At 66.9% G+C, this 16,933-nt stretch carries 19 protein-coding genes; 7 read left to right on the top strand and 12 right to left on the bottom strand.

The features are described 5' to 3' along the window. On the bottom strand, positions 1–809 hold an 809-nt coding region (locus ADE01S_RS19495), incomplete at its 3' end, for a substrate-binding domain-containing protein (RefSeq protein WP_062683377.1). 159 nt (positions 810–968) lie between these two features. On the opposite strand from ADE01S_RS19495, the gene lipA reads away from it, so the two are divergent. Beyond that, positions 969–1,973, top strand: coding sequence for a lipoyl synthase (lipA, locus tag ADE01S_RS19490; protein WP_062683376.1), 1,005 nt, complete (start codon positions 969–971; stop codon positions 1,971–1,973). A 1-nt stretch (position 1,974) separates the two neighbouring features. Here lipA and rfbC read toward each other — a convergent pair whose 3' ends face one another. From rfbC to ADE01S_RS19465, 5 genes are read right to left on the bottom strand one after another with little or no spacing between them, the layout of a single operon-like run. Then, positions 1,975–2,517: a dTDP-4-dehydrorhamnose 3,5-epimerase gene (gene rfbC / locus ADE01S_RS19485; RefSeq protein ID WP_062683375.1), complete on the bottom strand. Its 543-nt coding sequence runs from the start codon at positions 2,515–2,517 to the stop codon at positions 1,975–1,977. Continuing rightward, positions 2,517–3,398 (bottom strand): glucose-1-phosphate thymidylyltransferase RfbA, encoded by an 882-nt coding sequence (gene rfbA / locus ADE01S_RS19480; protein WP_062683374.1) that lies wholly within the window; start codon positions 3,396–3,398, stop codon positions 2,517–2,519. Before rfbA ends, rfbC begins: the two co-directional genes overlap by 1 nt. Beyond that, the gene (rfbD, locus tag ADE01S_RS19475; protein WP_062683373.1) at positions 3,380–4,291 is read right to left on the bottom strand and encodes a dTDP-4-dehydrorhamnose reductase; all 912 of its coding nucleotides are present in this window, start codon (positions 4,289–4,291) and stop codon (positions 3,380–3,382) included. Before rfbD ends, rfbA begins: the two co-directional genes overlap by 19 nt. 13 nt (positions 4,292–4,304) lie before the next feature. Beyond that, positions 4,305–5,366, bottom strand: coding sequence for a dTDP-glucose 4,6-dehydratase (gene rfbB / locus ADE01S_RS19470; RefSeq protein ID WP_062683372.1), 1,062 nt, complete (start codon positions 5,364–5,366; stop codon positions 4,305–4,307). A 51-nt stretch (positions 5,367–5,417) separates the two neighbouring features. Further along, a complete protein-coding gene (locus ADE01S_RS19465) occupies positions 5,418–5,972 on the bottom strand; it encodes a cob(I)yrinic acid a,c-diamide adenosyltransferase (protein WP_062683371.1) in 555 nt (184 codons plus the stop codon). 209 nt (positions 5,973–6,181) lie between these two features. Here ADE01S_RS19465 and ADE01S_RS19460 point away from each other — a divergent pair, with 209 nt between their 5' ends. Further along, the gene (locus ADE01S_RS19460) at positions 6,182–6,487 is read left to right on the top strand and encodes a copper-binding protein (protein ID WP_062683370.1); all 306 of its coding nucleotides are present in this window, start codon (positions 6,182–6,184) and stop codon (positions 6,485–6,487) included. A gap of 89 nt (positions 6,488–6,576) precedes the next feature. On the opposite strand, the gene hslU is transcribed toward ADE01S_RS19460, so the two are convergent. From hslU to ADE01S_RS19435, 5 genes are all read right to left on the bottom strand, one after another. Then, positions 6,577–7,911, bottom strand: coding sequence for an ATP-dependent protease ATPase subunit HslU (hslU, locus tag ADE01S_RS19455; RefSeq protein WP_062683369.1), 1,335 nt, complete (start codon positions 7,909–7,911; stop codon positions 6,577–6,579). A gap of 70 nt (positions 7,912–7,981) precedes the next feature. Beyond that, entirely contained in the window at positions 7,982–8,521 is a 540-nt protein-coding gene (gene hslV, locus ADE01S_RS19450) for an ATP-dependent protease subunit HslV (RefSeq protein ID WP_062683368.1), read from the bottom strand. A 307-nt stretch (positions 8,522–8,828) separates the two neighbouring features. After that, positions 8,829–9,293 carry an RNA polymerase-binding protein DksA gene (gene dksA, locus ADE01S_RS19445; protein ID WP_043544572.1) on the bottom strand — a complete coding sequence of 155 codons (465 nt, stop codon included), beginning with the start codon at positions 9,291–9,293 and terminating at the stop codon, positions 8,829–8,831. A gap of 125 nt (positions 9,294–9,418) precedes the next feature. After that, positions 9,419–10,525 (bottom strand): CobW family GTP-binding protein, encoded by a 1,107-nt coding sequence (locus ADE01S_RS19440; RefSeq protein ID WP_062683367.1) that lies wholly within the window; start codon positions 10,523–10,525, stop codon positions 9,419–9,421. Positions 10,526–10,900: 375 nt separating this feature from the next. After that, positions 10,901–11,407 carry a Fur family transcriptional regulator gene (locus ADE01S_RS19435; RefSeq protein WP_062683366.1) on the bottom strand — a complete coding sequence of 169 codons (507 nt, stop codon included), beginning with the start codon at positions 11,405–11,407 and terminating at the stop codon, positions 10,901–10,903. A 331-nt stretch (positions 11,408–11,738) separates the two neighbouring features. Between ADE01S_RS19435 and ADE01S_RS19430 the strand changes: the two genes are divergently transcribed. The 5 genes from ADE01S_RS19430 to ADE01S_RS19410 are packed head-to-tail and all read left to right on the top strand — an operon-like array spanning position 11,739 to position 15,969. Next, positions 11,739–12,458 carry a metal ABC transporter ATP-binding protein gene (locus ADE01S_RS19430; RefSeq protein ID WP_062683365.1) on the top strand — a complete coding sequence of 240 codons (720 nt, stop codon included), beginning with the start codon at positions 11,739–11,741 and terminating at the stop codon, positions 12,456–12,458. Beyond that, positions 12,455–13,321, top strand: coding sequence for a metal ABC transporter permease (locus tag ADE01S_RS19425; protein WP_062683364.1), 867 nt, complete (start codon positions 12,455–12,457; stop codon positions 13,319–13,321). Before ADE01S_RS19430 ends, ADE01S_RS19425 begins: the two co-directional genes overlap by 4 nt. A 19-nt stretch (positions 13,322–13,340) precedes the next feature. Then, positions 13,341–14,318 (top strand): metal ABC transporter substrate-binding protein, encoded by a 978-nt coding sequence (locus ADE01S_RS19420; protein ID WP_062683363.1) that lies wholly within the window; start codon positions 13,341–13,343, stop codon positions 14,316–14,318. Beyond that, positions 14,279–14,962 carry a DUF1007 family protein gene (locus ADE01S_RS19415; protein WP_062683362.1) on the top strand — a complete coding sequence of 228 codons (684 nt, stop codon included), beginning with the start codon at positions 14,279–14,281 and terminating at the stop codon, positions 14,960–14,962. The genes ADE01S_RS19420 and ADE01S_RS19415 overlap by 40 nt, the downstream gene beginning before the upstream one ends. 44 nt (positions 14,963–15,006) lie before the next feature. Continuing rightward, complete coding sequence (locus ADE01S_RS19410; RefSeq protein ID WP_062683385.1) at positions 15,007–15,969, top strand: nickel/cobalt transporter; 963 nt, start codon at positions 15,007–15,009, stop codon at positions 15,967–15,969. A 12-nt stretch (positions 15,970–15,981) separates the two neighbouring features. Here ADE01S_RS19410 and xerC read toward each other — a convergent pair whose 3' ends face one another. Next, positions 15,982–16,917, bottom strand: coding sequence for a tyrosine recombinase XerC (gene xerC, locus ADE01S_RS19405; protein ID WP_062683384.1), 936 nt, complete (start codon positions 16,915–16,917; stop codon positions 15,982–15,984). Positions 16,918–16,933 lie beyond the last annotated feature (16 nt).

The raw sequence follows: 16,933 nt of genomic DNA, 5'->3' as shown, positions 1-16,933 counted from the left end.
GTGCTCAGGCGCTCCTCGAACACGACCTCGATGGTGGCGTGTTCCCGGGCGCCGCGCTCGCCGTCAAGACGGTCGAGCAGGAACTGGCCGGCGCGCCGGCCCACCGCGGCGGCATCCACGCCCAGCGTGGTCAGTCCTTGCGCCCATTGCGCCGCGCTGCCGTCGTCCGTAAAACCCAGCACCGCCAGATCCTGCGGCACGTGCAGGTCCCGGTTGTGTGCCTCGGACACCGCGGCGGCCGCCAGCAGGTCCGAACTGCAGAACACGGCGTCGAAGATCGTATTGGTGGACAGCAGGCGCAGAAAGGCCATGCGGCCGTCGTTCATGTGCTGCACCTCGGGCTGCACGATATCCGCCACCTGTTCCAGCCCGAGCGCGGCTGCGCCGGCGACGAAGCCTTCCCGCCGCGCGCGTTCCCAGGGGTTGTCGGTGCTGATGCAGGCGACCCGGGTATGGCGCTTGGCGGCGAGGTGGCGCGCCGCCTGGCGGCCCGCCTCCGCGTTGTCGATCACCAGGGCGCCGTCCAGCGGCTGGGCGGAGGCGCTCCAGGTCTCGACCACGGGCACTTCCAGCGCGGCCACGGTCGAGCGCAGGCCCGGATCGTCCAGCGGACCGATCACGAGCGCGGCCGCGGGCCGCAGCTCGCCCAGCAGCGACAGGCCGGGCGCGCCCTGCCAGGGCGCAGCGGCCAGGTAATAGCCGGCCGGGGCGAGCAGTTCGGCGCACGCCTGCATGGCGCGGGCGGCAAGCCCGGTGTCCAGGCGGGGCGCGATCAGGGCGATGGGGCGGGGTGGGGGCAGGGAAGCCATGGAGAAAATTCGCGGATTCGTCAGGCGTGACGATAACCCAGCCGGGCCGCTACGCGCCCCGCGGCCGGCCCCGGTTGGGGCGGATCCCGCCGGCCAGGGGTAAAATGCCGTTTTTGTCCCAGACCCGGCCCGTCCGCGCGCCGGTCATGAAGGTGTCCCATGTCTACGCTCGCCGAGTCTCCTGTTCCCTCGAACGAATCCGCCGCTGCGCCCGCGGACGCCACCTACGATCCGACGCAAAAGCAGAAATCGCAGGCCAAGACGGCGCGCATCCCCATCAAGATCGTTCCCGCCGAGCGCCTGAAGAAGCCCGAATGGATCCGCGTGAAGGCCGCCGCGCCCGGTTCGCGCTTCTACGACATCAAGCGCATCCTGCGCGAGCACAATCTGCACACGGTGTGCGAGGAAGCCTCCTGCCCGAACATCGGCGAATGCTTCGGCAAGGGCACCGCCACCTTCATGATAATGGGCGACAAGTGCACGCGCCGCTGCCCGTTCTGTGATGTGGGCCACGGCCGTCCCGATCCGCTGGACACCAACGAGCCCGTCAACCTGGCGCGCACCATCGCCGCGATGAAGCTGTCCTACGTCGTGATCACCTCGGTGGACCGCGACGACCTGCGCGACGGCGGCGCCGGCCATTTCGTGGATTGCATCACGCACATCCGCGAACTCTCGCCCACCACCCGCATCGAGGTGCTGGTACCCGACTTCCGCGGCCGCCTGGACCGCGCGCTGACCATCCTGAACGCCGGTCCTCCGGACGTGATGAACCACAACCTGGAAACCGTGCCGCGCCTGTACAAGCAGGCCCGCCCGGGGTCGGACTACATGCACTCGCTGAAGCTGCTGGCCGAGTTCAAGAAGTTGCACCCCGAGGTCCCCACCAAGTCTGGCCTGATGCTGGGCCTGGGCGAGACCGACGAGGAAATCCTGCAAGTGATGCGCGACATGCGCGAGCACAACGTGGACATGCTGACCATCGGCCAGTACCTGCAGCCTTCGGAACACCATCTGCCGGTGCTGCGCTACGTGCATCCGGATACGTTCGCCATGTTCGAGCGTGAAGCCTATGCCATGGGCTTCTCGCACGCGGCGGTGGGCGCGATGGTGCGGTCCTCGTACCATGCGGATGAGCAGGCGCACGCGGCTGGGGTGAATTGAGTCAGCAGGTTTCAGCGTCGGCCAGCGACGCGCCGCCGCGATCCTTCTCGGAAAGCAGTGGCGTCTGCTGGCAGGGCCACGGGATGGCCAGAGCCGGGTCATCCCAGCGGATGCAGCGCTGATGCTGCGGTGCGTAGTAGTCCGTGGCCTTGTACAACACGTCGGCGGAATTGGACAGCGTTAGGAAACCATGGGCGAACCCTTCGGGTATCCATAGCTGGCGCTTGTTCTCCGCGCTCAGGATGGCGGCCACCCATTTCCCGAACGTGGATGAGCCGCGCCGCAGGTCTACCGCGACGTCGTAGATCTCGCCAGCGCACACGCGCACGAGCTTGCCCTGGGCCTGGGTGACCTGATAGTGCAGCCCACGCAGAACGCCCCTGGCCGAGTGCGAATGATTGTCCTGCACGAAGTCGCGCCGCAGGCCGGTCGAGGCTTCGAAAGCGGCCTGGTTGAAACTCTCGAAAAAAAAGCCACGCTCGTCCGCCAGGACGCTGGGCTCCAGGATCAGCACATCGGGAATGGCGTGCGGAATGGCTTTCATCAGAACACCCTGTCTACCAGGACGCGCATCAGGTATCTGCCATAGCCACTCTTTGCTAGCGGCTCGGCCAGCATTTCCAGGGCATCGGCGGTGATCCATCCTTGGCGGAAGGCAATTTCTTCGGGGCAAGCCACCTTCAGGCCCTGACGATGTTCCAGCGTGGCGATGAACTGGCTGGCTTCCAGCAGCGATTCATGGGTGCCGGTGTCCAGCCAGGCGTAGCCGCGACCCATGATTTCCAGCGCCAGCCTGTTCTGTTCCAGATAGCGCTGGTTGACGTCGGTGATCTCAAGTTCGCCACGTGCGGAGGGCCGGATGTCGCGGGCGATGTCGATAACGTCATTGTCGTAGAAATACAGGCCGGTCACCGCATAGCCGGAACGCGGCCGTGCGGGCTTTTCCTCGATAGACATTACCTTTCCGTGCCGGTCGAACTCGGCCACGCCATAGCGCTCTGGATCCTGAACGTGGTATGCGAAGACGGTAGCGCCGGCCGGGCGCGCATCGGCACGTTGCAGCAGCCTGGGCAGTTCATGACCGTAGAAGATATTGTCGCCCAGCACCAGCGCCGAGGTGCTCTGGCCGATAAACGGCGCGCCGATGACGAATGCTTGCGCCAGCCCGTCGGGAGAGGGCTGGATCGCGTATTCGATATTGAGGCCCCACTGCGAACCATCGCCCAGCAGTTGCTGGAAACGGGGGGTGTCCTGGGGCGTCGATATGACGAGGATGTCTCGGATGCCCGCCAGCATGAGCGTGGTGAGCGGATAGTAGATCATCGGCTTGTCGAAAACGGGCAGTAGCTGCTTGCTGATGGCGAGCGTCGCTGGATGCAGACGGGCTCCCGACCCTCCCGCCAGAACTATGCCTTTGCGCGCCATGTTGATTCTCCGAGTTCGATGAGCCGATCTAGCACCAAGTCGACGTGCGCGGTCCACGCGGGCGGCTGGAGGCCGAGCGCGCGCGACAGCAGGGTCGTGTTCAGCCGGGAATTGAGAGGTCGCTCCGCCGCCGCAGGATAATTCCGCGTCGGGATCGCCCGGATGCGTTCAGGCGCGAGCGTCAGCGTTGCGCCACGAGCCACCGCGGCCGCCACGATATATTGCGCGAAACCGTGCCAACTGGTCGAGCCGCTAGCGGCCAGGTGATAGGTCCCGCCCCGAAGCCGTCCGCCGAGATGCCGCTGGATAGCTAGCGCCGTGGTGTCGGCCACCAGCGTGGCAGATGTGGGCGCGCCATATTGGTCCGACACCACTTCCAGGCTTTCCCGGGTCTGTCCCAGACGCAGGATGGTTTTCAGGAAGTTATGGCCGTGCGCCGAATAGACCCAGCTGGTCCTGAATATCAGGGCGTTGCAGCCCACGTCCCGGATAGCCCGTTCGCCCGCGAGCTTGGTGACACCGTACGCGTTGAGAGGATTGGGGGCGTCGGTTTCCACGTAGGGCTGCCGCGCCGCGCCGTCGAAAACGTAATCGGTCGAATAGTGGACCAGCAAGGCTTCTACGGCCTTGGCATGGCGGGCGAGGGTGGACACCGCGAGTGAGTTGACTTGGTCTGCCTCGGCGCGCTCGGTTTCGGCCTTGTCCACCGCCGTATAGGCCGCGGCATTCACGATCGCGTCGGGCTGGTGCGCCGACAGAGCCGCGCACAGGCCGTCCGTATCGCGCAGGTCGGCGGAATCGCGGCCGAACGCCACCAGCTGCCCCAACGGTGCCAGTGCGCGGTGTAGTTCCCGGCCCACTTGGCCGTCCTTACCCAACAGTAGGATTTTCACGCGGTCCTTATTGCTAAGTCTCGTACTGTTTCCTGGCCCAGTCGCGATAGGCGCCACTGGTGACGTTCGCTACCCAGCGTGGGTGGCCCAGATACCAGAGTACCGTTTTTCGCAGGCCGGTTTCGAAAGTCTCGGCCGGCATCCAGCCCAGTGCGCGTTGCAGGCGGCTCGCGTCTACCGCATAGCGGCGGTCGTGCCCGGGTCGGTCGGGAACGTGGACGATCTGGGTCGAGTAGGAGCGGCCATCCGCGCGGGGTCTGAGCTCATCAAGCAGTGCACACAGGTGGCGCACGACGTCGAGATTCGTTTTTTCGTTCCAGCCGCCGACGTTAAAGGTTTCGCCCGGATCGCCCGCTTCCAGAATCTTGCGGATGGCATCGCAATGGTCGGTGACATAAAGCCAGTCCCGGATCTGCATGCCGTCTCCGTACAGCGGCAGGGGTTGACCGGCGAGGGCATTGTGGATGACCAGGGGAATGAGCTTTTCGGGGAACTGGTAGGGCCCGTAGTTGTTTGCGCAATTCGACGTCAGCACCGGCAGGCCGTAGGTTGTGTGGAAGGCCCGCACGAGATGGTCGCTGGCAGCCTTGCTGGCGGAATAGGGACTGTTCGGAGCGAACCGCGTCGTTTCGGTGAATGGCGGTGCGCCGGCTTCCAGGGAGCCGTACACCTCGTCGGTGGAGATATGCACGAAGCGGAAGCTGGCCTTGGCGTCCGGTGCCAGCCGGATCCAATAGTCGCGGACCGCCGTCAGCAGACGCGACGTTCCGACAATATTGGCCTGAACGAATGCGTCTGGGTCGGCGATGGAGCGGTCCACGTGGGTTTCCGCGGCGAAGTTGATCACTGCCCTGGGCGAGTGCGCGTCCAGCAGTTGCGATACTGCCGAGAGATCGCTGATGTCGCCCTGGATCAGGGTGTGCCTTGCGTCGCCTTGCAGGGACGATAGGTTGTCGGGGTTGCCGGCGTACGTCAGCTTGTCCAGCGTAACGATGGGCTCGTCACGGTGGGCAAGCCAATCCAATACGAAATTGGAGCCGATGAAGCCGGCTCCGCCGGTAACGATTATGCTCATGTTGGTGAAACCCTCTGGGCTCCGAGGCCCGGGCGCATCCTTGACGCGGGGCTAGCGGCGCGCCTGGGCGCCCGCCCAGTACGTGTCCATCTGTCCCGCATGCTGGTTTATACAACGCGCCAGCACGAACATCAGGTCCGATAGCCGGTTCAGGTACTGCCTGACGGGCGCATTCACGCTGTCCACCCGCGCCAATGCCACCACGGCCCGCTCCGCGCGCCGGCACACCGTGCGCGCCACGTGCGCCAGCGCGGCCGCTCGGGAACCGCCCGGCAGGATGAATTCCCGCAGGGGGGGCAGGGTGCCGTTGTAGTGGGCCAGGCGCGCGTCCAGGCGGGCGACCTGTTCGTCGGTTACGGCGACGTGCCCGGGGATGCAGAGTTCCGCGCCCATGTCGAACAGGTCGTGCTGGATGGCGGAGAGGTCGGCGGAGACTTCGGCGGGCAGGCTTTCGGTCAGCAGCAGGCCGATGGCGCTGTTCAGTTCATCCACGTCGCCCAGGGCGGCGATGCGAGGCGCGTCCTTGGGGGCGCGGGATCCGTCCCCCAGGCCGGTGGTGCCGTCGTCTCCCGTGCGGGTGGCTATGACAGATAAGCGGTTGGCCATGGGAATTCCTGAAGTGGTGACGAATGGTTCGGGTTGTGTGTCCGGCTGTCGGCGGGGCGGGGTACCGCCGCGGGCGACGCAATCAATAGTCAGGATTGTTGCGTTCCCGAGGGCGGACTGTTGCACAAGGGCGGTATCCTAGCATTGTGGAAAGCCGGGGCGGCCGCATTCGCCGCGTCGCGCTTTCGCTGTAATCGGAGGATATCTGCATGGTTTTTGACCGCAAGTACGCAATCCCCATGGCCGCGGCCGCCGTCGTGGCCGTCGTGGCGGTGGCGGCGCCGTTGGCGTTCGCGCAGCAGGCCCAGGCCAGCGGCGAGGTGCGGCGGGTGGACCCGGCCGCGGGCAAGGTCACGATCAAGCACGACGCCATCAAGCAACTGGACTTGCCCGCCATGACGCTGGTGTACGAGGCCAATCCGGCCTTGCTGGCCAAGATCAAGGCGGGCGACAAGGTTACCTTTACCGCCGAGCGCAAGGACGGCAAGTACATCGTGACCGAGATCGCGAACTAAAGCCTGCGCTCGCGACCCCAAAAGAAAAAGCCGTTTGCCGCAGAATCGCGGCAAACGGCTTTCGGCCGGCGGCCAGGGCTGCCGGGCGCTTACAGCACGTAGCGGGCCAGGTCCTGGCTGCTGGCGGCTTCGGCCAACTGGGCGTTGACGTAGGCGGCGTCGATCCGGACGTGCTTGTCCTGGCTGGAGGTGGCGTCGAACGACAGTTCTTCCAGCAGCTTTTCCATCACGGTGTAGAGCCGGCGAGCGCCGATGTTCTCGGTGGTTTCGTTGACGTCGAAAGCCAGTTCCGCCAGGCGGCGCACGCCATCCTCGGTGAATTCCAGGTCGAGGTCTTCGGTGGCCATGAGCGCCTTGTACTGCTTGGTGAGCGAGGCGTCCGTGTCGGACAGGATGCGCACGAAGTCTTCGGCGGTGAGCGATTCCAGCTCGACGCGAATGGGGAAGCGGCCCTGCAGTTCGGGGATCAGGTCGGACGGACGCGACAGGTGGAAGGCGCCGGACGCGATGAACAGGATGTGGTCGGTGCGGACCATGCCGTAGCGCGTGTTGACGGTGGTGCCTTCGACCAGCGGCAGCAGGTCGCGCTGCACGCCCTGGCGCGAGACGTCGGCGCCGCCGCTTTCCTGGCGGGCCGCGATCTTGTCGATTTCGTCCAGGAAGACGATGCCGTTCTGTTCGACGTTGGTGATCGCCACGGAGCGCAGGTCTTCTTCGTTGACGCGCTTGGCGGCTTCTTCTTCGACGATCAGCTTGAAGGCTTCGCGCACCTTCATTTTCTTGGGCTTTTTCTTGTCGCGGGCCATGCCGGCGAACATGCCGCGCAGCTGCTCGGCCATTTCTTCCATTCCCGGAGGCGTCATGACGTCCATTTGCGGGACGGCCTGGGCCACTTCGATCTCGATTTCGAGATCGTCGATCTTGCCTTCGCGCAGGCGCTTGCGGAAGGTCTGGCGGGCGCTGTTGTCTTCGCCGCGCTCGGGTTCGCCGGAGGCGCCGCGCGCGGGCGGGACGAGCGCGTCGAGGATGCGGTCCTCGGCGGCGTCTTCCGCCTGGGTGCGGACGCGGCGCATTTCCAGCTCGCGGGTCTGCTTGATCGAGTATTCGGTCAGGTCGCGGATGATGGTGTCGACGTCGCGGCCCACATAGCCCACTTCGGTGAACTTGGTAGCCTCGATCTTGATGAAGGGCGCGTTGGCCAGCTTGGCCAGGCGGCGCGCGATTTCGGTCTTGCCCACGCCGGTGGGGCCGATCATCAGGATGTTCTTGGGGTGGATCTCGTGGCGCAGGGGCTCGGCGACCTGCTGGCGGCGCCAGCGGTTGCGCAGCGCCACGGCCACGGCGCGCTTGGCGCGATTCTGGCCGACGATGTACTTGTCGAGTTCGGAGACGATTTCTCCGGGCGTCATGTTGGATGCGGACATGAGGGCGGATCCTTGAAGCTAGGACGGGCTGGGAGGGCGGCGCGGCGCCCGGGGCGCCGCGCGGCGGGCGTTAGTCGCCCAGCGTTTCGATGACGTGGTTCTGGTTGGTGTAGATGCAGACGTCGCCAGCGATTTCCAGCGATTGCTTGACGATGGTCTCGGGCGGCAGCTCAGTGTTGCGCAGCAGGGCCAGAGCCGCCGATTGCGCGTAGGCGCCGCCGGAGCCGATGGCCGCCAGGCCGTGTTCCGGCTCCAGCACGTCGCCGTTGCCGGTCAGGACCAGCGTGTGCTCGGCGTCGGCCACGATCAGCATTGCTTCGAGGCGGCGCAGCACGCGGTCGGTGCGCCAGTCGCGGGTCAGTTCGACCGCGGCGCGCATCAGGTTGCCCTGGTGCTTTTCGAGCTTGGCCTCGAAACGTTCCTGAAGGGTGAATGCGTCGGCGGTGGCGCCGGCGAAGCCCGCCAGGATTTTGTCGTGGTACAGGCGACGGATTTTGCGGGCCGTGCCCTTGATGACGATATTGCCCAGCGTGACCTGGCCATCGCCGCCCAGTGCGACGCGGTTCCCGCGGCGCACGCACACGATGGTGGTGGCGTGAAATTGTTCCATGCGTTCCTTCCTTTGAAAGGACTAGCTGGGGGCGCGCCGGAAAAATTCAAGGCGTGGCGCGGCGCCTGGAGGTGGAGCGAATGCCTGGCCGGGTACCGCGTGCCGCCGGCCTGGCGCCGCGACAGGCCGGTTGCGTCCCGGAAAAGAAAAAGGCCATGCCGGAAACCAGCATAGCCTTTTCGGAACGACGGGTGGATTACGGGACGCATCAGCGGGATATGTCTGTATTCACATCACCGGCGACGCATGCAGCGGATGCCGCTCCAACGATGCCGCCCAGGGGAAAGCGCGGCGCTTTCAGGGTGGGTCAGTCTCCGTAGAGCTTCTGGCGCATTTCGCGGCGTTCCTGCGCTTCGAGCGACAGGGTGGCCGTGGGGCGTGCCAGCAGGCGGGGAATGCCGATGGGCTCACCGGTTTCCTCGCACCAGCCGTACTCGCCGCTGTCGATGCGGGCGATGGACTGTTGCACCTTCTTCAGCAGCTTGCGCTCGCGGTCGCGGGTGCGCAGTTCGAGGGCGTGCTCTTCCTCGATGGTGGCGCGGTCGGCGGGATCGGGCACGAACTGCGTTTCACGCAGGTGCTCGGTGGTTTCCCCGGCGTTGGCCAGGATGTCCTGTTCGAGTTGTTTGAGCCGTTCCTTGAAGAAGGCCAGCTGGCGTTCGTTCATGTAGTCGGACTCGGGCATGGCCAGCAATTCTTTTTCGCTGGGCAGATCAATCGCCGTATCGCTCGTCGACTTGCTTGGTTTCTTGGTTGCTGCCTTGGTAGCCATGAAAACACTCCACTATGAATCGATCCTGGCGCGGGCTTCCACTCCCGGTCCGTGTTACTTGTTGCCTACGCTATTCGTACCTCACAGTACTGCCTTCGTCGCATCGCGTCACGTCAGGAAGGGGATTACCCCGCCAGGCACTGCTCCAAGCCCCGGGTAAAAATCTCCTGGGGCAGCTTACGTCCGATGAATACCATCTTGGTGGACGGTTTGTCGGCCGCGGTCCACGGCTTGCCGGGTTCGGCGCCCATCATCATGTGCACACCCTGGAACAACATGCGGCGGTTGATGCCCTTCATGTACAGGATGCCCTTGTAGCGCAGCAGGTCGGGACCATAGACCTGCACCACGCCGCCCAGGAATTCCTCAAGACGCGCGGGATCGAACGGCTTGTTGGAACGGAACACGAACGCGCCGATTTCGTCGTCGTGCTGGTGGTGGTGGTGATGATGCGCATGATTGCAATGCGCCCCGCAATCGCCGTCGTGATCGTGGTCGTGATCATGTCCATGGTCGTGGTCGTGACCATGCGCATGGGCGGCGTCGGGGTGCTCATCGGCCAGGAATTCCGGGTCGATATCCAGAATGGAATTCAGGTTGAAGCCGCTGATGTCGATGATGGACTTCAGGTCGGCGTCGCCGAAGTTGACGGCGGTGATCGGCGCGCGCGGGTTCATGTGAACCAGGCGGTTGCGCAGCGCTTCGTAGTCGACTTCGTTGACCAGGTCCTTCTTCGAGATCAGGATGCGGTCGGCGAAACCGACCTGCTTCTGGGCTTCGGGCTGTTCGTCCAGCGTCGACATGCCGTGCTTGGCGTCGACCACCGTGACGACCGCGTCGAGGCGGTAGTATTCGGCGATGTCGTCATCCATGAAGAACGTCTGGCAGACGGGGCCGGGGTTGGCCATGCCGGTCGTTTCGATGATGACGCGTTCGAAATTCAGTTCGCCGGCTTCGCGCTTGACGCGCAGCTCGGCCAGGGTGCGCATCAGGTCGCCGCGCACCGTGCAGCAGACGCAGCCGTTGGACAGCTCGATGATCTCTTCGTTGCTGTCCTGGACCAGCAGGTCGTTGTCGATGCTTTCCGGCCCGAACTCGTTTTCGATGACCGCGACGCGGCGGCCATGGTATTCGGTCAGGATGCGTTTGAGCAGGGTGGTCTTGCCCGCACCGAGAAAGCCGGTGAGGATGGTGACGGGAACCATTTTGTCCAAACTGCGCGGGGTGTTCATGGCGAAGCTGCTAGCGTGAAGTCAAGGCGTTAAACAGGAACTCCGGCATGGGGATCTGCAACCCCTCCTTACGTTCTGGATCGGGGTTTCCCTGGCTTGGCCGGAGGGTGTTTGCCACAGGCTGCGAAGGCCGCCGACAGCGGCCGGACGCAGGATTACAGCACAGTCGGGGGCAGGGGGCAAACCCAGGGTCAACCCTGGGGCGCCAGCCCTTCAGATGGCTGCCGTACGCCGTCAAGTATCGGGCGATACCACTATTTTGGGGCGGTTTTCCGGATTTCAAGAGCGGACGGGTTCGCCTGGGCTAGACCGGGCGCGCGACTTCCGTCGGCGGGAGGGGGCCGGACGGATGAGGGCCGTCCGAGGCGGCCGCGTTCAATGATGGTGGTGATGGTGTCCGGCGTCGTCCGCGGGCTGCTTCTTCTGGCATTGCGGGCAGAGCGCGCGGATTTCGGTTTCGTGCGTGGCCAGGGCATAGCCGGTCTGGGCCACGCGCTCGGCCAGTTGCCGGCTCATGGCGGGGTCGGACACTTCCGCGACCGCGCCGCAGCCCGTACAGACCACCAGCAGGTCATGGGGGGCGCCGCCGGCGTCATGGCAGGCGCTCCAGGCGTTGACGGCGTCCAGGCGGTGGATCAGGCCTTCGTCCATCAGGAAGTCGAGGGCGCGGTACACGGTGGGCGGCGCGGCGCCCGGATGCACCGCGCGCATGGCGTCCAGCAATTCGTAGGCCTTCAGGCTGCGGCCGTGGCGCAGCAGCAGTTCCAGCACCTTGCGGCGGATGGGCGTGAGGCGGCGACCGCGCTGCTCGCACAGCGTCTCGGCGACGCCGAGCTGGGCGTCCACGGTGTCGCTGCGGGGGGAGCGGGGCGTTGCGGGCATGGCTGGCTTCATGTGTATGGATAACGCGCGCGATGCGCGCGAGATGCCAGGAAGGTAGCAGAAAACACCCAGATGCGGGCGAAACCCGCCGAATCAAGAATTTTGGTTATGATATAACATAATAAAATCTGTGCTCCTCCCGCATTTCCGCCTGCCGATTTTCCATGTCGCATTTCACGCTTTTGCCTCCGCGGCCGGGTGCCGCGCCCGGGCAGCGTCCGCCGCCGCGCTCCGCTTTCCTCGTCTCCGCCTGGCGCCGCATGGCATACGCGGCGGTCGCGGCCGCCGCCTTGTGGGCGCTGACCGGCTGGGCGCTCGATTGGTGGCCGCGATGAGCGCGCCCGTCGCCATCGAGCTGACGGACGCCTCGTTCGGCTGGCATGGCCATGCCGCGCTCAAGTCGGTGTCGGGGCGCTTCGCGGCCGGCGGCATGACCGCCGTGGTGGGGCCGAACGGCGCCGGCAAATCCACTTTGATCAAAGGCATCATGGGCGTGCTGCGCCCCATGACCGGCAGCGTGCGCGTTACCGGGGCCGGCCGGGCCGGGCTGGCCTGGTTGCCCCAGGCGGCCGAACTGGACCGGTCGTTTCCCGTCTCTGTGCTGGAACTGGCGGCCATGGGCGCCTGGCGCCGCGTTGGGGGATGGCGCCGAATCGGGGACGAGGAACTGGCGCGCTGCATGCATGCGCTGGAAACGGTGGGCCTGGCCGACCTGGCCGGGCACGGCGTGGGCACGCTGTCGGGCGGACAGATGCAGCGCGCGCTGTTCGCGCGGATGCTGGTGCAGGACGCGCCCGTGCTGTTACTGGACGAGCCGTTCGCCGCCGTGGACAGCCACACGGCCGACGAACTGATGGCCCTGCTTTGCGGCCTGCATGGGCAGGGCCGGACCGTGATCGCGGTGCTGCACGATCTGGACTTGGTGCGCGACCACTTTCCCGAATGCCTGCTCCTGTCCGGTTCGGTGGTGGCCTGGGGCGATACCGCCACCGCGCTGGACGACGCGCACCTGAAGCTGGCGCGGCAATGGCTTGGGGGAGGCCGGGCATGAGCCTCGCGCAATGGGTGCTGTCGCCCTTCCTGGACTACGGTTTCATGCGGCGGGCGCTGGCGGGCGCTTGCGCCCTGTCGTTGGGCGCCGCGCCGCTGGGCGTGTTCCTGGTGCTGAGGCGGATGAGCCTGATGGGCGACGCCATGTCGCACGCCATTCTGCCCGGCGTGGCGGCGGGTTTCCTGCTGTCGGGCCTGTCGCTGGGCGCGATGATGCTGGGCGGCATCGCCACCGGCCTGGCCGTGGCCTTGCTGGCGGGGCTGGTGGCCCGGCTGACGCCGCTGCGCGAGGACGCCAGCTTCGCCGCGTTCTATCTGATTTCGCTGGGGCTGGGCGTGCTGCTGGTGTCGCTGCGCGGTTCCAACATGGATCTGCTGCACGTGCTGTTCGGCACGGTGCTGGGGTTGGACGATCCGGCGCTGCTGCTGGTCACCGCCGTGGCCAGCGTCACGCTGCTGGCGCTGGCCGCGATCTACCGGCTGCTGGTGGCCGAATGCCTGGACCCGGGATTCCTGCGCGCCAGCGGCGGCGCGGGCGGTTGGGTGCACATGGCGTTCCTGGTGCTGGTCGTGGTGAACCTGGTGGCGGGTTTCCAGGTGCTGGGCACGCTCATGGTGGTCGGCATCATGATGCTGCCCGCCGCCGCGGCGCGCTTCTGGGTCCGCTCCGCGGCCCGCCAGATTCCGCTGGCCGCCGGCCTGGGCGTGGCGGCCTCGGCGGCCGGCCTGCTCGTGTCCTACCACTTCAACGTGCCGGCCTCGCCCGCCATCATCCTGGCGGCCGGCGCCTGCTACCTGTTTTCCATCGTGGGCGGCCCGCAAGGCGGGTTGCTGCGGACGCCGCGCCGACTGCGGCGGGCCTGACTTCAAAAGGAGATTCGCCATGCGTTCCGTTTTCCCCACGCGCCGCCGCGCGCTGCTGGCCCTGGCCGGCCTGTGCCTGTCGGCCGCTTTCGGGCCATCGCTGGCCGCCGCGCCCCTGAAGGCCGTGGCGAGCTTTTCCATCCTGGGCGACATCGTGCGCGAGGTGGGCGGCGGCGACGTCAGCGTGGACACGCTGGTCGGGCCCGACGGCGATGCCCACGAATACGAGCCCACGCCGGGCGACGCGAAGAAGCTGTCGGCCGCTGGGGTGCTGTTCGTGAACGGGCTGGATTTCGAGACCTGGATGCCGCGCCTGGCGAAGTCGTCGGGGTTCTCGGGCCAGACCGTGGTGGCGTCCAAGGGCGTGGCGCCGCGCAAGTTCGCGGAAGCGGGCGGGAAGGGCGATCACGACGACCACGACCACGGGCATGACCACGGGCACGACCACAAGGAGGCGCATCATCACGGCGATGCCGATCCGCATGCCTGGCAGGACCTGTCCAATGGCGTGATCTATGCCCGCAACGTGGCCGAAGGACTGGCCGCCGCCGACCCGGCGCATGCGCAGGCTTATCGCGAGCGGGCCCAGGCCTACGTCGCGCGGTTGCAGGCGCTGGATGCCGAGGTCCGCAAGACGTTCGCCGCGATTCCCGCCGAGCGCCGCAAGGTGGTGACGTCGCACGACGCATTCGGCTATTTCGGCGATGCCTACGGCGTGGCGTTCATCCCGGCGATGGGCGTGTCGACCGATGCCGAGCCGTCGGCCGGTGAAGTGGCGCGCATCATCGAACAGGTCAAGCGCGAGCGCGTGCCGGCCGTGTTCGTGGAGAACATCAGCAGCCCCAGGCTGGTTCAGCAGATCGCGCGCGAAACCGGCGCCAAGGTGGGTGGTACGCTCTATTCCGATGCCCTGTCCAAGCCCGGACAACCGGGCGCCACTTACCTGGAAATGTTCGAATGGAACGCACGTCAGCTCGCCGCGGCCTTGCAGCCCTGACCGCCGTCACCGGCCTGCTGGGAGCCGCCGCCGCCAGCGCGCATCCGCATATGTGGATCGACGCCCGCGCGACCATCGAGATCGATGCCGGGCAGCGCATCACGGCGCTGCGGCAGGTCTGGCTGTTTGATGAGATGTTCGGCGCTTATGCCACGCAGGGCTTGAAGAAGGGCAAGGACGGCTCCCTGCCCGCCGACGTCCGGCAGGGCATGGCGCAGGATTGGATGAAGGCGCTGGGCGAGCCGATCTCGCACTACTTCACCCGGGTGACGGTCGGCGGCAAGACGCTGGCCTTCGCCGAGCCGCGCGATGCCCGCGTCGACTGGAACCCGAAGACCGCGCGCCTGACCCTGTCCTTCACGTTGCCCCTGGCCGAGCCCGCCGCGCCCGGCGCGGACGGCGCGCAGGTGGACATCTACGATCCGACGTACTTCGTGGCCTACGCCTTCGATGGCAAGGACGCGGTTGCTCTTGGCGGTCCGCAAGCCGCGGCCTGTACGTCGGCGTACCGCAAGCCCAAGGAACTGGATTGGAAAACCCTGCAGCAACTGGCCGCGATCCCGGCCGATCCGGACGCATTGCCCGACGAGCTTTTCGCCATTACCAAGGGGCTGACGCACCGCATCGAGGTGCGGTGCCCGTAGCGAGGCCGTCGCGGCCCGCCGCGGCGCTGCTTGCCTTGCTGTTGATGCTGACCGGCGCGGCCTGGGCGACGGCGGCGGCGGCCCAGGGCGCGCATCCTTTCGGGGTGCCGGAAAGCGCAGGCGCGGGCGGACCCGGCTGGCTGGCCGGCTTTTTCGGCCAGGTCTCCGTCTGGCAATCCCATTTCTACCGGCAGCTGACGGGGGCGGTGCGCGCCTGGCAGGCCGAAGGCGGCGCGGCCTGGGCCCTGATCGGCCTGTCGTTCGCCTATGGCGTTTTCCACGCGCTGGGCCCGGGCCATGGCAAGGCGGTGATTGCTTCCTATGTGCTGGCCAACCGCCAGACTGCGCGCAACGGCGCGTTGCTTGCGCTGCTGTCCGCGCTGATCCAGGCGTTGGTGGCGATCGCGATGGTGGCGGTGCTGGCGGTCGCGTTCAACGCCACCGCGGCCACGATGAACAACGCGACGCGCTGGCTGGAGCTGGCGTCGTACGCGCTGGTGACGTTGCTGGGTGGATGGCTGGTGTGGCGCAAGGCGATCCGGCCCTTGCTGCGCCGTCCGGCAGCGGCGCCCGTCCATGCTCCCTCTCATGCCCATGCCCACAGCCACGCGGGGCACGATGACGATTGCGGCTGCGGACATGCGCACGCGCCCGCGCCGGATCAAGTGGCCGGTCCGCTGAACTGGCGGCGCGCGTGGTCGGCCATCCTGGCCGTGGGCCTGCGTCCTTGCAGCGGCGCCTTGATCGTGCTGGTGTTTGCCTTGTCCCAAGGCTTCTTCCTGGCCGGCGTGGCGTCCGCCTTGGCAATGGGACTGGGCACGGGGCTGACCGTTGCGGCCCTGGCTTGCCTGGCCGTGGCGGCCGGCGGCGCGGCCAATCGCCTGGGTCGCGGGCTCTCGGGCAAGGGCGCGGCGCGTTTGCGCTATGGCGTGGAAGCGCTAGCGGCGGTCGCGGTGCTGTTGCTGGGTGTCGCCTTGCTGGGCGGCGTGGTGGCGGGGGGCGGCTAGGGTTGCCCGCGATCAGGACTTGCGGCCCGCGCGCGGATGCGCCTGGTCGTAGGCGCGGGCCAGGTGCTGGAAATCCAGCCGCGTGTAGACCTGAGTGGTGGAGATGTTGGCGTGGCCCAGCATTTCCTGCACTGCGCGTAGGTCTTGCGCGGATTGCAGGACGTGGCTGGCGAAGCTGTGGCGCAGCACGTGCGGATGCACGTGGGTGGGCACGCCGGCGGCTTGCGCGATGCGCGCCAGCTGCAGTTGCACCACGCGCGGCGAGATGCGGCGTCCGCGCGCGCCCAGGAACAACGCGGCGGCGTCTTCGGGCTGGGCCGTGAAGGGCGCCAGTTGCGGGCGCGCCGCGATCCATTTGCGCAAGGCGTCCAGGGCGGCCTGGCCGACGGGCACCGACCGGCGCTTGCCGCCCTTGCCCAGCACCACGACCTCGGCATCGTCCAGGTTCAGCCAGCCGCGGGATTCGTAGCCGTTGGCGCGCTCGTAGCGCAAGTCCAGTCCGACCAGCTCGGAGAGGCGCAGGCCGCTGGAATAGAGCAGTTCGAGCATGGCCTGGTCGCGCAGCGCCGAAGGCTCGGTCGCGACCTGCGCCGGGGCGCGGTCCAGCAGGGCCTGGGCCTGTTCCACGGACAAGGCCTTGGGCAGGCCGCGGGGCGCCTTGGGCGCGCGCACGCCGGCCACGGGATTGCCGGCCAGTTCGATGGCTGGCGCCCACCATTGATAGAAGCCGCGCCAGGCCGCCAGCGTGCGCGCCAGGCTGCGCGGGCCGCGGCCCTCGGCGTGAAGGCGCGCCACGAACTGGCGGATGTGGCCGTTGGCGATCTTGTCCAGCGGCAGGCCGGCCTTGTCGGCCAGCGCGCGCAGGAAGCGCAGCTCGCGGCGGTAGCCGTCCAGCGTATGCGGCGAATAGCGGCGGTTCGTTTCCAGGTGGCGCAGCCAGGCGCTCATCGCGTCGGGCAGGGGC

It is taken from the genome of Achromobacter denitrificans NBRC 15125 (assembly GCF_001571365.1).
GTDB lineage: Bacteria > Pseudomonadota > Gammaproteobacteria > Burkholderiales > Burkholderiaceae_B > Achromobacter > Achromobacter denitrificans.
Note: the sequence above shows the minus strand (reverse complement) of the source record. Positions and strands in the feature narration are given on the sequence as shown.

Bases quoted from the DNA above. Each gene is read 5' to 3' on its own strand.
- lipA (WP_062683376.1), top strand. From the start codon at position 969: ATGTCTACGCTCGCCGAGTCTCCTGTTCCCTCGAACGAATCCGCCGCT.
- rfbC (WP_062683375.1), bottom strand. From the start codon at position 2,517: ATGAAAGCCATTCCGCACGCCATTCCCGATGTGCTGATCCTGGAGCCC.
- rfbA (WP_062683374.1), bottom strand. From the start codon at position 3,398: ATGGCGCGCAAAGGCATAGTTCTGGCGGGAGGGTCGGGAGCCCGTCTG.
- rfbB (WP_062683372.1), bottom strand. From the start codon at position 5,366: ATGAGCATAATCGTTACCGGCGGAGCCGGCTTCATCGGCTCCAATTTC.
- ADE01S_RS19465 (WP_062683371.1), bottom strand. From the start codon at position 5,972: ATGGCCAACCGCTTATCTGTCATAGCCACCCGCACGGGAGACGACGGC.
- ADE01S_RS19460 (WP_062683370.1), top strand. From the start codon at position 6,182: ATGGTTTTTGACCGCAAGTACGCAATCCCCATGGCCGCGGCCGCCGTC.
- hslU (WP_062683369.1), bottom strand. From the start codon at position 7,911: ATGTCCGCATCCAACATGACGCCCGGAGAAATCGTCTCCGAACTCGAC.
- hslV (WP_062683368.1), bottom strand. From the start codon at position 8,521: ATGGAACAATTTCACGCCACCACCATCGTGTGCGTGCGCCGCGGGAAC.
- dksA (WP_043544572.1), bottom strand. From the start codon at position 9,293: ATGGCTACCAAGGCAGCAACCAAGAAACCAAGCAAGTCGACGAGCGAT.
- ADE01S_RS19440 (WP_062683367.1), bottom strand. From the start codon at position 10,525: ATGAACACCCCGCGCAGTTTGGACAAAATGGTTCCCGTCACCATCCTC.
- ADE01S_RS19435 (WP_062683366.1), bottom strand. From the start codon at position 11,407: ATGCCCGCAACGCCCCGCTCCCCCCGCAGCGACACCGTGGACGCCCAG.
- ADE01S_RS19430 (WP_062683365.1), top strand. From the start codon at position 11,739: ATGAGCGCGCCCGTCGCCATCGAGCTGACGGACGCCTCGTTCGGCTGG.
- ADE01S_RS19425 (WP_062683364.1), top strand. From the start codon at position 12,455: ATGAGCCTCGCGCAATGGGTGCTGTCGCCCTTCCTGGACTACGGTTTC.
- ADE01S_RS19420 (WP_062683363.1), top strand. From the start codon at position 13,341: ATGCGTTCCGTTTTCCCCACGCGCCGCCGCGCGCTGCTGGCCCTGGCC.
- ADE01S_RS19415 (WP_062683362.1), top strand. From the start codon at position 14,279: ATGGAACGCACGTCAGCTCGCCGCGGCCTTGCAGCCCTGACCGCCGTC.
- ADE01S_RS19410 (WP_062683385.1), top strand. From the start codon at position 15,007: ATGCTGACCGGCGCGGCCTGGGCGACGGCGGCGGCGGCCCAGGGCGCG.
- xerC (WP_062683384.1), bottom strand. From the start codon at position 16,917: ATGAGCGCCTGGCTGCGCCACCTGGAAACGAACCGCCGCTATTCGCCG.